Below are 14722 nucleotides of genomic sequence, written 5' to 3'. Positions count from 1 at the left end.
CATCAGAATTTTACAACAGCCTCACTATAATAAAGCAGACATCTTTGCCTTCACAAGTAAATATACGGTAACCATTCCAATCCCTATCTCAATAACAGCACTCGATAAGATAAAATACCCCAGATCAGGAACATAATATAAGATAAATGTCCATGGTGTACCAGTTCTCCAGGGAATCAAAAATAAAACGGACACCGGCAGAAGTATCTGCACAATGACAGCAATCGTTAATTGAAATAAAATAAATCTGTGATCTTTCATCCGTCCATTCTTAAAATTTTTCAACTTAAACGCAGACATAATAAGCACCAGGCCAAGAAGCAGATATAATCCGATATATACGGTATAAGTAACACCCATAGGATAGTGGTTCAAATCAAAGATTTTAGTGCCAGGTTGGACTGTATCCGGTTCATAACCATATAGGATGCTAATAATTCCGCTCTCAATGCGGTCTCTATAACCGGATTTAAAAAGAGTCGTATAAATAGCACTAGAGGTATTATACAGAATAACAACTCCAATTGAATCCTCCGGCAGCAGTTTGACTTTTGACTGATAATTCATGAACTCGCCTCCATGATAAACACTGCCTGAGGTGACATACCACCCAAACCCATAAGAAACATGGTTCGATACGTTAGATGAAGGTGTCATTAAACTGCGGATACTGCTCTCTGAAAGGATTTGCCTGTTCTGGTAACTGCCTTTATTTAACAATGCCAGCATATAATTTGAAATATCTGCTGCGCAGGATATCATTCCGGCAGAGGCAAGGTTACAGGTTCGGTAAGGTAATTCCACCGGTACGGGAAATCCAAATAATGACCGGTAGCCGGCTGCCAATCCATTTTCCTTCGCTTTATCCCGTGACACATAACTGTGATTCATATCAAGTGGCTTAATAATAATTTCATTGATATAGTCGCCATAAGGTAAACCAGTTACATTTTCTATGACTTTACCTAAAATATTATAATTCAGGTTCCCATACTGAAAGACTTTTGGACCGGGCTTTATATGTCTCATTCTTTTAATCTGTTCCTCCAGTGACACCCCGTCATCCCTTAAATTTTCCACGGCATATTCATCTTTTTCTCTGATCCCGCTTGTATGGTTTAGCAGTTCACGGATTGTAATTTCAGAAGCTGCCTTTGAATCTGCCAATTGAAACCCAGGTATGTACGCCTGGACCGGTTTATCAAGTTCTAATTTCTTTTCCTCTGCCAGCTTAAGAATAGCCATAGCCGTAAAGGATTTGCTTAAGGAAGCAATCAAAAAAGGGGTCTCCGGAGTTACGCTTCGTCCTGTCGGGTCTGCTACTCCATAACCTTTCTGATAGATAATTTTATTTTCCTTTACAATTCCAAGAGACAATCCCGGAATACGGCAGTCCTTCATCTCTTTTTCGATAAAGGAATCAATTTTACTAAATTCTCCACCGGTTTCCTTTTCTGCGGCACTTACGAACAAACTGCTTAAACAGACAATACAAAACATTAGAATGATACTAGCTGCTTTTTTTATTACATTAGTATGCATATCATAACCCTCCTAAATTATTTGAACTATGAAATTTAGCCGCAACGGTTAATTATCGTAGTTCTCCGGTGATTAAAATATACCAAAAATGCACTAATTTTATCAGTGTTTTGTATCATAATATCTGTAATATAATTTATGACGGGTGTCATATGACATTCCGCCTGTTTCTTGATTTTTTGCTGTTAACTATCCTGCTTTTTAACAATACTGTAATTCAACTATACTGTTATTCAACAATCAGGTTATTCAACTATCCTGTTATTTAACCGTCCTGCCATCCCATAGATCTATAATCCGATCTGCCTGTTTTAGCATTGTCTTGTCATGAGTTGCTATTACAAGGGCTGCTCTATCCTTGAATTTATTCAGTATATTGATTACCTCAGATCCATTATCATGATCCAGAGAAGCTGTAGGCTCATCTGCAAAAATTACCTCCGGATTATTGATAAGGGCTCTTGCTATGGCAGCTCTTTGTCTTTGTCCACAAGATATCTGCCCTGGCCTGCGTTTAGCCAAATGGCTGATCTTCAAGGCTTCCAATATCTCCATGGCTTTTTCCACCTCTTCTTTTCTCTGTGAATTAACTGGAGCAAGAACATTATCCAGAACCGAAAGATATTCAATCAGAAAATGTTTCTGGAATATCAGCCCGAATTTAGCTTTTCTAATACTGGCCATTTCACTGATGGAATAATCCTTAGTATCAATATCATTATAATATACTGTTCCGCTTGTCGGCTTTTTCATACCGGAAAGCACATACAGCAGGGAACTTTTCCCACAGCCCGAGGGTCCCATAATTCCCACCATTTCGTGAGGATTCAAGCAGATGGTAATATCTTTAAATCCATAGGTACATTCTTCTTGATTTAAGTCATAAATAAGATTTAATCCTCTTCCTGTTATCTGCATTGTTACACCAGCCCTTCGATAATACTTACCGGATCTAATTTATGTAATGTATTCCAGGCCGGTACTAAGGAGAAAATACAAACAAAAACCGGTATACAGGCTGCCTGAACCATGAAATCCGGTTCTGCCAGAATCAAAGGTATTCCTTTTTGAGTAAAGAACAATACGTTTAGAACCCCTCCAAATAAAACAGAAATCATAATCCCAAACCCCAGGGCAGCCAGATTCACCAGAAATATTTCCCGGCTCAAACGATTCATTATTTCCTCTGCAGTATAACCGATGGCACTTAGAATTCCGAATTCACTTCTGCGGTGAAGGACATTTATATAGCTTATAAAGCCCGAACATACCGTTATCATAATCAGAATCATTAAATTAATTACCGTCATAATAATCGTTATATTACTGGCATCTTTTTGTTTCTGACGGGATATGCTGCCATAGGTTCTTACATCTAATCCCTGGGAATCTATTTGTTCGAGGAATTGTTCCATATCTTTTCTTTTGTCTGTTTTGGGGGCTATAATAATCCCGGTACTGTAATCGTCATATTCCACCTGGTACTGTTTCATCCAATATTCCAGGGAATCAAAGGATACAATACATTCCCCATCCAGCAGACCTACAATCACCTTTTTACCTTCTATGGTTTCCTCCTTCTTCAAGCTGCTTCCAATAGAATCTCCTATCTTAAGCTTCTTATTTCTGGCTATTGTTTTATGTAAAATAATTTCATTGGTTCCAGCCGCCGGCAGACGGCCTGCAATCAGTTTCAGTTTCATTTTTCTGATAAGCCACTTCATATCCTCATTTTTTACGGTAAATACCTTACTGCCTATATTTTTTTCAATCAGACCATCAAAATATGTGTAATGGGCTACCCAAGGAAATACTCTTTCATAATCCTCTTTTTGGTTCATAATACTGTTTATTATTGTATTATCGATTACTTTTGTTTTGGCTGCTATACTAAAGTAATAGTCCTGGGGTTTTACATAGGTTCTTTCAACCAAACGAAATTCCGAAGAAAGGAACATCTGTATCAGATAGACGATTATTATGCTTAGCAATACAGGAAGGAACATGATTAAAAACTTTCTTTTATTATTTATGGATTGTTTTAAAGCGGAAAGGGGTTTCATACAATCTCCTTTTTACAGGTTTCCTCACAGGGTTATCTATTCCGTAAAATAATCTCTTAAAAATAAGACTGCCTGTGTCCTGTCATTCACTCCGATTTTATAATAGATACTACTGATATAATTGCGTACGGTTCCTTCTGAAATATAGAGAAACGCTGCTATCTGCCTGTTATGAAAACCTTGTGACAACATTTTTGCAATTTCCTTTTCCCTGTCGGAAAAGCCGAAACTGTCGGTGCTAAGTCCTTTGTTTTTTCCCTCTACTACTTTTAAGAGGCTTTCTGCCAGCTTTGTTACTACCTTAGAAGGCATTACCAGTTTTTCTTTTGCTGCATCATGAATTGCCTCAATCAGTTCTGAGACTTCCATGTCCTTTAGCAGATATCCCTTTGCTCCTGCTGCAATAGCATTTAGAATATAATCATCCTCATTAAAGGTAGTCAGCATAATAACTTTGGTAACCGTGTTGATATTCCTTAACTTTCTTATACATTCAACCCCGTCCATTTCCGGCATTCTTATATCCAGCAGAAGAATATCTGGTACAAGTTTTCCGGCAAGTTCAAAGGCTTCCCTTCCATTTTCAGCGGTTGCTATGACCTCTAAGTCCTCCTCTAAATTAAGTATTGTTTTCAAACCATCCCTGATTAACGCCTGGTCATCTGCCAGGATTATTTTAATCTTCATCCAGACTCTCCTCCTTTCTTAAGGGGAGGGTTATATCTATACAGAATCCCTCCTGCAAGGCAGAAGTAACACAGAGTTTCCCTCCTGTTTCCCGTATTCTTTGCTCCATAGCCGATAAACCAAAACCGTATACAATTTTTTCACATCCGGTTCCATTATCTTGTAAATGAAACGTTACTTTATTCCCATCATAGTTTAATAGAAAGATAAATGCACTGCTACTACCGTGCTTTATACCATTAGTCAAGCCTTCCTGTAATGCCCGAAAGAGAGCTTTTTCCTGAGTTTCGGTTAAGGGCGGCAGCTCCTTAATTTCATACCGGATATGAATTCCCCCATAATTTTTAGTTTCCTCCAACAGCAGTTTTAAAGAGGCGGTAAAGTCAACTACGGCTTTACCCCTGTTGAGTATACCAACCGACTCTCTTATATCCGTTAACCCTTTTCGAACCTGCCCTTTAGCAAGTCCGATTTTCTCTGCGGCTGCTTCTTTTTCAAGCCTTAACAGCCGCTCACCTGCCTCTAGTTCCATTAAGACCGAAGTAAGTGTATGTCCAAACGTATCATGTATCTCTCTGGCAATTCTGTTCCGCTCTTTTAATATGGTGATTTCTTCTAGATTAGTTGCATTATCACACAATTTTAAATTGGTATCCTCCAGTTGTTTGGATTTTATTTTCAGCTCCTGCATCATCTTGCTGATTTTTTTTCGCTGACCTATTTCATACTTTACCAGACACATAATGGATAGGAATACTATAAGCATGAAAGAATCCCCTGCTGCCCGGTTATAAAAACTTTTTGTATACAGGTTACCATAACTAATACCTAAATAAATAAAGTTGGTAATGATACATAATACTGCAATACAGGCATTAAAGACATAAGAATAACTGATTGCTCCATCGGCAATTAGTATATAACAGTACACACGGGAATACCCACTTTGATCATTCATCTGTAGTCCCATAATTAGAATTACTTCCAAAAAAGCGATTAGCTTATAAAATCTGAACACCAAAGGATATTTCATTCCCCGAATTGTAAACGACAATAAAAGAAAGCCTGAAATAAGGACTAAATTCCATGGATTGTAGATACGCAGCAATATAATAAACAAGCTAAGTAAAACAGTAAAAAGCCATATAATTTTTTTTACCAGTAGTTCTGAATTATAATCCAACCTATGCTCCTTTCAGAGGGATAGTCCCGTTTTACTAAACTAACAGGTTCATGCTTTCATGGGAAATTATAACATGTATTTGTAATATTTTCCATAACTTAAACTAACTACAGTAAGTTTTTATAGATTCCAATTTCCCTATTGTCCGGTATAGCATATATCAGCTTCCATGGTATAAGCAATTTACGAATATAAATCATTCCTTATTCGGATTGTACTATAACAAACTATCCGAAAATCATGAATTGTTAAATATTGACATTTACACAAGCCGATGCTAAAATTAGATTACCAAGCTAGTTTACTAATAAAATATCAATTCAACCTTATAAAAAAGCCATACAAAGAAGAAAGGGGATCGAAGATGAATTCAAGAATTAAATTTTCAAAACTAGCAGTATGTTTTATGGTAATGGCAGTGCTTGTATTAAATGGTATGAGTATCACTGCTTTTGCAGGTGACAGGCAAAAAACCGTATCTTATGACCAGACTTATAGTTTTACAATTACTCCCTCACAATTCCCGGATTATATGTATTCCGCCGCTTCACATGTACCTGCAACCTATTATTACAATGACGGCACCTACAAGGGAACGCTAAGTCTTACTTATGCTGCTTGTTCCGCACCCATCTCTGTTGGGAATTACCTAAAGGTGGACATATATACAACCTACTCCGGCACTGTTTATGCACCTGACCAATCAAAAACCGTATCGTATGATCAGTCTTACACCTTCACCATCACCCCTGCACAGTTTTCTGATTATATGAATTCCCCCAGATCCTATGTACCTGCCTCCTATTACTATAATGACGGAACCTATAGCGGGCTTCTTAATTTAAACTATGCCGCTTGTTCTGCTCCCATCGCTGTAGGAAATTATCTGGAGGTAAGGATATTTACGACTTATACAGGTACTGTTTATAGTAAATAATATTGCAACCTTTCATTCAAAACAAAATAAAGATTCTGGCTCATCAGACTCTAGTGCTGATGCGCTGTCACATCCATGATACCATAAAAAACTGGCTCTAAGATTTATCTCCCAGAGCCAGTTTTTTTATTTATTTCTTCTAAAAATATTTACCGAAATTATACATACATATCACTAATATAACCAGATTCAAACCTTGAAATAGTTGATCAACAGTCTCATCCTTAATTTTTGCATTCAGCCGCCTGCCAAGTATTGCACCTGCAATCCCTGCCAGGGCCATACCTCCAAGTATGCTTAAAGGTGGGGTCGGTGCCGTGCCCTCGGTTAAGGTAAGCAGTATACTAGAGATTTGGGCAAAAAAAATAATGAACAGGGAATTCTGAGCTGCTTCTTTTATTCCCATGGAGAACAAAAATGATAAAAGCACCAGATTAAACGGTCCCCCTCCAATTCCGAGAAAAGAGGAGATAACTCCCAGCAGCAAACCAGCCGCTATACTTATGAGGGAATTCGATATATGCCAGGTTTTTATTTTCTGTTTGTTCTTTGAATATAAAAGCATTGCTGCCGTCAGCCAAAATAAGCAGATTGCCTGAATGGAACCAATATAATCCGGGTTTTGCAAGCCCTCTCTTAGCAGATGAAACAGCACTCTGCCAAGGATGCCTCCGGCAGCGGCACCAGCTGATACCATCGCTCCGGTTTTCAACCGTACCTTAAGTTCTCCTCTACAGGCTGCACTTATGACCGAGTAACCGGACATGCTCATTACGGTGCAGCCCGACAGAAAGCTGACGGTATCCACATTCATAATTCCAAGGGAATCCAATACCGGCTTTATGATGATTCCGCCGCCTATCCCACAGATTGCCCCGGCCACAGATGCTAAAAAGCTGACTGCCAATATTATTATACCATTTAACATAAGTCCCCCCGATTCTTTCACTTTACTGTGCCTGTCTGATTATTCGTCTGTCAGGGTTATATACTTATTTATAGTATTTGATTCTAATACGATGTCGGGATCAAAAGATAAAAATTAAGAATTTCTATGTTAAATATACACAAAAAAATAGCATTTGTATGCTCCAAAAGAAGTTTTTGATATACTTTTATTGTGCAATTTTACAAAGAGCCATTTGCGAAATGACCTTTTGACCCCGACATCATAATACTAATTTATAATATTTTTTAAATACTATTTATAATATTTTCTATTCGAATATATTGCTTTCACAGTACCTGACGGATTGACACCAGAATCCGGTGCAATATAGTCCTGATGCCAATATCCTTTGGGATGTATCTTCATACGATAGCGGTAATGAGGCACCGGCAGCACATCGGTATTTTGCATCATGGCAGATAATAATTCCTGCATCATGGCTGCTTTCACGCTGGAATATTCTTTATCCTCCCATAAATTATGCAGTTCCATTGGATCTTTTGACAGATCATATAAAAACCCTTCTCCCATCATATCAACCTGAATACGGTAATGATCCATACGAAGCCCTCTGATCTGTCCGCACTGAGTCCAGGTATTTAAACAATCAAAGCCTGTCATGTCAACGGTAGCACCTTCTGTTCTATAATCCAGCTGATCCTTATCCTCCCAATACAAGCCGCCGTAACCGCTTTCGGAGTATGCTCTGTTAAACTCTGCCTCATACCCCTTCTCCTGTCTTAATACCGGCAGCAGGCTCTTACCCTGAACTCCAACCGGAATCTCTTCTCCGATTATGTCACAGATCGTGGGCAGTATATCGACTATATTGGCAAAGGCCTGGGTTTCTTTACCCCCAGCAGCAATTCCGGGACCTTTAAATATCATTGGAATGTGGGTTAATAGCTCCGATAAATCCGTGCCCTTTCGCATCAAACCATACTCTCCCACAAAATCACCGTGATCGGACAGATAAATTACGATGGTATTCTCCTCAAGGTTTCGCTCCTGCAATCCTTCCATTAACCGTCTTAGCTGGTCATCAATCAGCCGCAGCATACCATAATAATTTGACCTGGAGCGATCCATATGCTCCTTTGCCTCCGGTCCGTATACCTGTTCCCATACCTTGCTAAGACGCAGGAAACGTTCTCCCTTATGAGCGTCCCCCGCTTCTTTTCCACTGATACACACCGGCAGCTTCTCCGGCGGAAACATATCAAAATATGGCTTTGGCACCTGATAGGGGTTGTGGGGTTCTGCCATTGAAATCCAGGCGAAAAACGGAGCTTTATTCCCGACGCCATCCATAAATTCCAGGGCGTCCGATACATTCCGATAGGGATGCTGAACCGTTACACCTCCCGGAGCAGGTGTCCTGCTGTCTACGAAATTGGTCTGATTTAAAAAGTCTGAAAAGACCCGTTCCTCCTTGGACATATTTTTTTCTGAGAGCCCTAAATGTTCTGTCTTTTTATAATAATCAAATTCCTCATAATCATGATGGGAATGATTTTTTCCGCAGAGTGCGGTTTGGTATCCGTTTTTCTTCAGGACATCAAGAAGATCCTCCGTATAAAAGGCATCTTCTCTGTTATGGTTGGTTCTTACATGGTGAGTTTGTGAATACCGGCCGGTAAACATACTCACTCTTGCCGGCATACAGGTCGGATTTGGGGTATATGCCCGCTCAAAGTCCACTCCGCCTTTTGCCCATTCATCCAGAAAAGGCATGGTATTAAGAGGACAGCCGCAGCTTTGTCTTAAGTCCGCTCTTTGTTGGTCGGTCATAATAATGATAATGTTGGGTTTATTGTCATGGTTTGTATGTTTCATCCTTTTATCGCTCCTATCATAACACCTTTCACAAAATGCTTCTGTACAAACTGATACAATATAATCATGGGAATACTGGAAACCACAATGACCGAATATTTTAAAGCTTCCGCCATTTTAATTTTTTCCGCCATACCAACATCATTTGTCCCAAACTGCTCGGTCTGACCAATCAGCAATATATTTCTCAGGATAATCTGAAGGGGATATTTCTTGTCATCATTCAGATATATTAAAGCACTGAAATAGGAATTCCACATATCCACCGCATAGTATAATACCAAAATTGCAATAATTGATTTGGCAAGGGGCAGAACGATTTTCGTTAACATTCTGATATTACCGCAGCCGTCCAGTAAAGCAGATTCATACAGTTCCTTTGGAATGCTGGTTTCAAAGAAGGTCTTGGCAACAATTAAGTTATAGGTAGATACTGCTGCCGGTAATACAATCGCCCATATAGAATTATAAAGTCCCAGGTTTCTGACCAGGAGATAGGTCGGAACCATACCGCCGTTAAAATACATAGTAAATAAAAGAATCAGGAGTAAGTATTTTCTTCCAAATAACTGGCTTCTGGAAAGCGGATATGCCGCCAGAATGGTTAATACTAAACTAATGGAAGTTCCTGTTACTGTATAGATAATTGTGTTTAAATATCCTCTCCAGATATCTGAATTCTCAAAGACCATATGATAGGCTTTTAGGGTAAACCCTTTTGGAATCAGTAAGACTTTGCCCTTTAAAACCAGATCCGGATCCGAAAAGGATGCTGCCAGAACAAAAAGCAACGGCACCAGTACAATTATGATAATGAGGATACCTAAGGTGTTTACCGCCATATTAAAGGCAAATTCATTTCTGGTTTTTTTATAGTTTTTTATAGTTGTCATTCTTTCACCCATGTGTATCACAGGTCGGTCTGTGATACTGCCACATCATAAAAATATAAGGAATCACAGCGTGGCACCTTTCTTTTTCAAAACTATCTTTCCTTCTTTTTGGAATAGCTGCTCGCAGTTATAGATGCCCGCAGCTATAGATGCTTAAGATAATACAGAGAAGATGATTATCTTAGTCCTGTTACCATAATCCGGTTTTTGTGACTTTTCTGCTCACCGTATTCGCACTGATGAGAAGTATAAAATTAATAACGGAATTGATTAGCCCGATTGCGGTACTATATCCAAACTGCCCCTTTTGAATACCATTTTTGTAGACAAAGGTGGATATAATTTCACTTGCCGAGGTATTTACACTATTTTGCATTAGTAAAACTTTTTCAAAGCCCACTGTCATCAGATTTCCAATTCTTAATATAAACATAATGATAATCGTTGTCATGATACAGGGAATCGATATATGTATAATTTTCTGAAAACGTGAGGCACCATCGATCGAGGCGGCTTCATAATAGGTGGGATCGATTGCCGCCAATGCCGCGATATAGATAATGGCATTAAAACCCATGAACTGCCATACATTGGAAAAAACATACAGGGGGCTAAAGGCTGAGGCTTTTGCCATGTAATCAACCGGTGCTGCTCCAAATACTCCAAAGATTTTATTAAACAGCCCATATGCCGGATCAGAAAATATATTAAGCATGCTTACAATTACAACTACGGATAAAAAGTTGGTCATATAGGTAATATTCTGTACCGTCTTACTAAGCTTCTTGCTGCGTATTTCATTAATCAACAGCGCTAGCAGAATCGGTGCCGGAAATCCTATTGCCATTGTATATAAACTGAGTTTTATCGTATTCCAGATAACCTCAGCGCAATAATAAGAGTTAAAAAACTGTTTGAAATAATTAAAACCCACCCACGGACTGCCTGTAATTCCAAGGGTTGGAATGTATCGTTTAAAAGCAATCTGGATTCCGTATATGGGTACATAGTTAAAGATGATATACCAGGCCAGAGGAAATGCGAATAGAAGGTATAATTCCTTTGAAGCTTTTATCTGCTTCCATATATATTTACGTTTCGACATAGCAATACCTTTGACTGCCGCAAGATTATTCGGTTATAGACCGGTTTCCCCGGATTCTACAAGCAAATTTCTGCAGCCTCCTGCCACAAATTAACGGCCAAAAGAATCTATAAGTGGCTTTCCTTTCTTTTCTATATTTTCTTTCAGCTTAAAGTCGTTTAAAAAATTACTGGGGCTGCTGCAAGTATGTAATCTGGATGAATCTTTTGCAGCAGCTCCAGTTATAGATTCGTTACCAAAGTGACAACGTATCAGTCCCAAAGGTCTACTTTATTGCATTATTGTAGATTGTCTCCAATTCCTTTATACCGGTCTTTTCAAGTGTTTTACAATAATCATCCCATTTATCAAAGCCCCATTCACCAATGATGAATTTCGTAACCGCTTCATTTCGATACGTAAACAAATCCTGTTCAATTGCATTGGCACGCTCTCCGTCTTCAATACTTAAGGCAGGTTTTGGCACAATGGTACCTGGAAGGTTATCGCTTAGTAAAGCAGCTGCATCTTTTGTCTTCTGGCTTGCTACGATTCCATCTGTCTTATCGGTAATAAGGGAGGGGAAGCCGCCGCCGGGAACCAGATTGATTTTACCAAGTGCAGTCATAAATCCTTCTTCTGCATTGGCAATCTCCGCGCTAATCTGGGGTACTCCGCTTTCATCATAATTAAAAGTATCTCCTTCCACTCCGTAACGGCAGAAGATAGAACCTTCCTCACTGTAGAAATAGTCCACCCACCGCATTGCTGCTTCCGGGTCTTTGCAGCTATTACTGATTGCAAATGCTCCGATTACCGCGTCACTATTATTGGCATCTGCCCATATACTGCTGCCACCCGGTCCGGTTAAGGCATCAAATCCTTCATACTGGTCCTCAACATTTTTAAATACATCCGTATAAGGCATGTACATTACTCCATAAGCTGCTGAAGCAAGATTACTTCTCCAGGAGGCCAGATCGTTTTTATAATAGTCCGGCCATAGTAAACCGCCGGTATACAGCTCATTTAAGAATTGAAGATATTGTTTGAATTCTTCATCACCAAGCCAGTTATGTAACTTACCATCCACCAGACTATAGGTATCCTTCATCTGATGCTCAAGACCAAAGGAGCCTCCAAGGGTATAAACAGAATCCGTATCCCGGATACCAAGAGGTATCTCATCTTGTTCACCGTTTCCGTTGGGATCTTTCTCTTTAAACGCCTGGAGTACCGCCTTTAATTCCTCTGTCGTTTTCGGAACTTCCATTCCAATTGTCTTTAACCATTTTGTATTAATAAACTGTTTAAAGGAAATATGCCCGGATTCACTCAAATCCACTGCGGGAAGGGTATAGATATGACCATCAGACGCTGTAATTCCGTCTTTGATGGTGGAATCTGACTCCATTAATTTCTTTAAATTCGGTGCATATTGTTCAATCAGGTCATCCAATGGGATTAACTGCTGACTTTCTACACCATACTGGGTAATTTCTGCCGGTGTAAAGGAACAGCGGATAAACACATCCGGTAATTCATTCGAAGCAAATACCAATTGCTTTTTTTCTACAAAGCCGTCATTTGGTACTTCCTGAAAATTGAGTTTGATATTGGACATTTTTTCATAATCCTGATAAAACTTCATATCTTTCCAGGGTGCCTGATTGGGGTCCCTGGCACCAAACACCGTCAGGCTTACCGGTTCATTCACAATAGGAAAACCCGTCTGGTTCAAATTGGATGATGATGCTTCACTGCTGTTGTCTTTAACCTGTCCCTCCGTTGTACCTTGTACGTCTGTTTCCTTGCTGCCCTCGGACTTTTTACAGCCGGTTAAGCTGGTCAGACCTAATGTAATACACAGTAGAATTGCTAAAACTCTCCACTTTCTCATAAGTAACCTCCTCTTAAATTATGATAGTAACAGTATAATCATTATTGGGTACCGCGGATCATTGATTTTGTATACTTTTTTTACTTTCTTATTCAATTTTTTGAACAGAGGATAGGATCGGATTACATAACCGCCTATTGTTTGCTGTTTTGGACTATCCCATTTTGATAATCTTTCGGGGTTTTCCCGGTATACTCCTTAAATACATTCATAAAATAGGAGTAATTCTTAAAACCGCACAAGGTAACTACTTGCTTTAACGGTATTTTATTTAGCTGCAGATAGCTCTTTGCTTTTTCGATACGTATTTCATTCAAATAATTAATCAAAGTTTTCCCCGTTTCAACATGAAAAATCCTGCTAAGATAAGAACCGGATACCCCAATCGCATCGGATACTTCACTCATTCCGACTATTTTTTCAAAGTTATGGTTCATATAATTAATTGCTGCCTTAACCTTCTCACTGTAAGTAATCTTGTGTTCCGCAATTTCCTTTAAGGCATTCCGGTACAATCCGATCATACTGCTTACTAGATTTTCTTTATCTTTTCTCTTTACATATTCATATAGTTCTTCGTTCTTTGGGATAAAATCCAGATTGATATTTACATCCATACAGGCCTTTTCAAGAATATCAAACAGTTCTGCGGTGGTCATCATAATCTTGCCGTATTCCTGCTCTTTGATATCACCATAAATCTGTTCAATATAAGTTGCTGCAATTTCTATGTTGTCAGATTCCAAGGCAATATAGAGGCATTTTCTCTGGTTTAATGACAGGGTCAGGTTACTGACCTTATCACCCGGCGTTTCGGGTCCATGAAAGCAGTGGCGTATATACGAAAGAAGTGCATGTTCCGAAGACATCTGGGGGCATACCTGAATTTTTAGACTGATATGGAATATACGCTGGATATTGTTTAATGCCCTTATTTTAATCATTTCCGTCTGCTGTAAAAGCTCTGCCTCCGAGGTAAAATCCGTATAACAGATCATAACCACAAAGTACCCGTTATGAAAATAGCTGGCGACCAGCTCTTTATCGGTGGCATCATTTTCCTCTAATATGGTTAAAATCCCTTTTATATAATTCGTTTTTATGGTTTCCTCCATATCCTCCAGCTTAGATAATGTTCCAATCAGATACATTTTTCTTTTTCTTTCCCATTGCAGCGTTAACCGTTCTCCTTTTTCAATCCATGCTTTTAAGGTGTTTCTGTCCTGATTCTTCTTTTGCACCTGTGAGATCTGCTTCTTATCCGTTGTAATATTGTTCAGGGCTGTTTCCAGATTTTCCTCGGTCAGCCGGTTTTTTAGTATATAATCAAAGGCTCCGTTTTTTAATATATCCCTGACATAATCATAGTTATCATAGCTGCTTATTGCTATCATGGCGACTTTGGGAAATTCATGGGCAATCTGAGTGGATAAGTAAACCCCGTTTTCATTGGGCATACAGACATCCATTAAAACGATATCCACTTTGGAGGACCTTAACAGTTCCAGAGCCTCCTTACTGCTTTTTGCCTCCCCGGCAAGTTTATATTCACCTTTCTGCCATATCTCCATACTTTTTATATAATCCCGGAATACATTTTCATCATCTACAATAATAACTCTCATCGGGTAATCCTTTCCGCAATAAT

At 39.0% G+C, this 14722-nt stretch carries 12 protein-coding genes; 1 reads left to right on the top strand and 11 read right to left on the bottom strand.

What is annotated here, in order from left to right; all coding sequences use genetic code 11:
* Positions 1-24: 24 nt before the first annotated feature.
* The 5 genes from QA584_RS03040 to QA584_RS03020 form a co-directional block, all read right to left on the bottom strand.
* Entirely contained in the window at positions 25-1542 is a 1518-nt protein-coding gene (locus QA584_RS03040; RefSeq protein WP_278273028.1) for a serine hydrolase domain-containing protein, read from the bottom strand.
* 261 nt (positions 1543-1803) lie between these two features.
* Complete coding sequence (locus QA584_RS03035) at positions 1804-2460, bottom strand: ABC transporter ATP-binding protein (RefSeq protein ID WP_278273027.1); 657 nt, start codon at positions 2458-2460, stop codon at positions 1804-1806.
* A 2-nt stretch (positions 2461-2462) separates the two neighbouring features.
* Entirely contained in the window at positions 2463-3605 is a 1143-nt protein-coding gene (locus QA584_RS03030) for an ABC transporter permease (RefSeq protein WP_278273026.1), read from the bottom strand.
* Positions 3606-3641: 36 nt separating this feature from the next.
* Positions 3642-4292, bottom strand: coding sequence for a response regulator (locus QA584_RS03025; protein WP_278273025.1), 651 nt, complete (start codon positions 4290-4292; stop codon positions 3642-3644).
* Entirely contained in the window at positions 4282-5475 is a 1194-nt protein-coding gene (locus QA584_RS03020; protein WP_278273024.1) for a sensor histidine kinase, read from the bottom strand. The genes QA584_RS03025 and QA584_RS03020 overlap by 11 nt, the downstream gene beginning before the upstream one ends.
* A 364-nt stretch (positions 5476-5839) precedes the next feature.
* Between QA584_RS03020 and QA584_RS03015 the strand changes: the two genes are divergently transcribed.
* On the top strand, positions 5840-6412 hold the full coding sequence (locus QA584_RS03015) for a hypothetical protein (RefSeq protein WP_278273023.1): 573 nt from the start codon (positions 5840-5842) through the stop codon (positions 6410-6412).
* Positions 6413-6551: 139 nt separating this feature from the next.
* Here the strand turns inward: QA584_RS03015 and QA584_RS03010 are convergent, their stop codons facing one another.
* From QA584_RS03010 to QA584_RS02985, 6 genes are all read right to left on the bottom strand, one after another.
* Complete coding sequence (locus QA584_RS03010; RefSeq protein ID WP_278273022.1) at positions 6552-7340, bottom strand: sulfite exporter TauE/SafE family protein; 789 nt, start codon at positions 7338-7340, stop codon at positions 6552-6554.
* A gap of 273 nt (positions 7341-7613) precedes the next feature.
* On the bottom strand, positions 7614-9197 hold the full coding sequence (locus QA584_RS03005) for a sulfatase family protein (RefSeq protein ID WP_278273021.1): 1584 nt from the start codon (positions 9195-9197) through the stop codon (positions 7614-7616).
* Complete coding sequence (locus QA584_RS03000) at positions 9194-10090, bottom strand: carbohydrate ABC transporter permease (RefSeq protein WP_278273020.1); 897 nt, start codon at positions 10088-10090, stop codon at positions 9194-9196. Before QA584_RS03000 ends, QA584_RS03005 begins: the two co-directional genes overlap by 4 nt.
* 190 nt (positions 10091-10280) lie before the next feature.
* Complete coding sequence (locus QA584_RS02995) at positions 10281-11195, bottom strand: ABC transporter permease (protein WP_278273019.1); 915 nt, start codon at positions 11193-11195, stop codon at positions 10281-10283.
* Positions 11196-11460: 265 nt separating this feature from the next.
* Positions 11461-13074 (bottom strand): extracellular solute-binding protein, encoded by a 1614-nt coding sequence (locus tag QA584_RS02990; RefSeq protein ID WP_278273018.1) that lies wholly within the window; start codon positions 13072-13074, stop codon positions 11461-11463.
* A 134-nt stretch (positions 13075-13208) separates the two neighbouring features.
* Positions 13209-14699 (bottom strand): response regulator transcription factor, encoded by a 1491-nt coding sequence (locus QA584_RS02985; RefSeq protein WP_278273017.1) that lies wholly within the window; start codon positions 14697-14699, stop codon positions 13209-13211.
* Positions 14700-14722 lie beyond the last annotated feature (23 nt).

This window comes from Anaerocolumna sp. AGMB13025, assembly GCF_029689925.1.
GTDB lineage: Bacteria > Bacillota > Clostridia > Lachnospirales > Lachnospiraceae > Anaerocolumna.
The sequence above is the reverse complement of the archived record's forward strand: the minus strand, read 5'-3'. Positions and strand labels throughout refer to the sequence as shown.

Excerpts from the sequence above, each read along its gene's own strand:
- QA584_RS03025 (WP_278273025.1), bottom strand. The coding sequence starts at position 4,292 with ATGAAGATTAAAATAATCCTGGCAGATGACCAGGCGTTAATCAGGGAT.
- QA584_RS03005 (WP_278273021.1), bottom strand. The coding sequence starts at position 9,197 with ATGAAACATACAAACCATGACAATAAACCCAACATTATCATTATTATG.
- QA584_RS03035 (WP_278273027.1), bottom strand. The coding sequence starts at position 2,460 with ATGCAGATAACAGGAAGAGGATTAAATCTTATTTATGACTTAAATCAA.
- QA584_RS02995 (WP_278273019.1), bottom strand. The coding sequence starts at position 11,195 with ATGTCGAAACGTAAATATATATGGAAGCAGATAAAAGCTTCAAAGGAA.
- QA584_RS03010 (WP_278273022.1), bottom strand. The coding sequence starts at position 7,340 with ATGTTAAATGGTATAATAATATTGGCAGTCAGCTTTTTAGCATCTGTG.
- QA584_RS03015 (WP_278273023.1), top strand. The coding sequence starts at position 5,840 with ATGAATTCAAGAATTAAATTTTCAAAACTAGCAGTATGTTTTATGGTA.
- QA584_RS02990 (WP_278273018.1), bottom strand. The coding sequence starts at position 13,074 with ATGAGAAAGTGGAGAGTTTTAGCAATTCTACTGTGTATTACATTAGGT.
- QA584_RS03000 (WP_278273020.1), bottom strand. The coding sequence starts at position 10,090 with ATGACAACTATAAAAAACTATAAAAAAACCAGAAATGAATTTGCCTTT.
- QA584_RS03030 (WP_278273026.1), bottom strand. The coding sequence starts at position 3,605 with ATGAAACCCCTTTCCGCTTTAAAACAATCCATAAATAATAAAAGAAAG.
- QA584_RS02985 (WP_278273017.1), bottom strand. The coding sequence starts at position 14,699 with ATGAGAGTTATTATTGTAGATGATGAAAATGTATTCCGGGATTATATA.
- QA584_RS03040 (WP_278273028.1), bottom strand. The coding sequence starts at position 1,542 with ATGCATACTAATGTAATAAAAAAAGCAGCTAGTATCATTCTAATGTTT.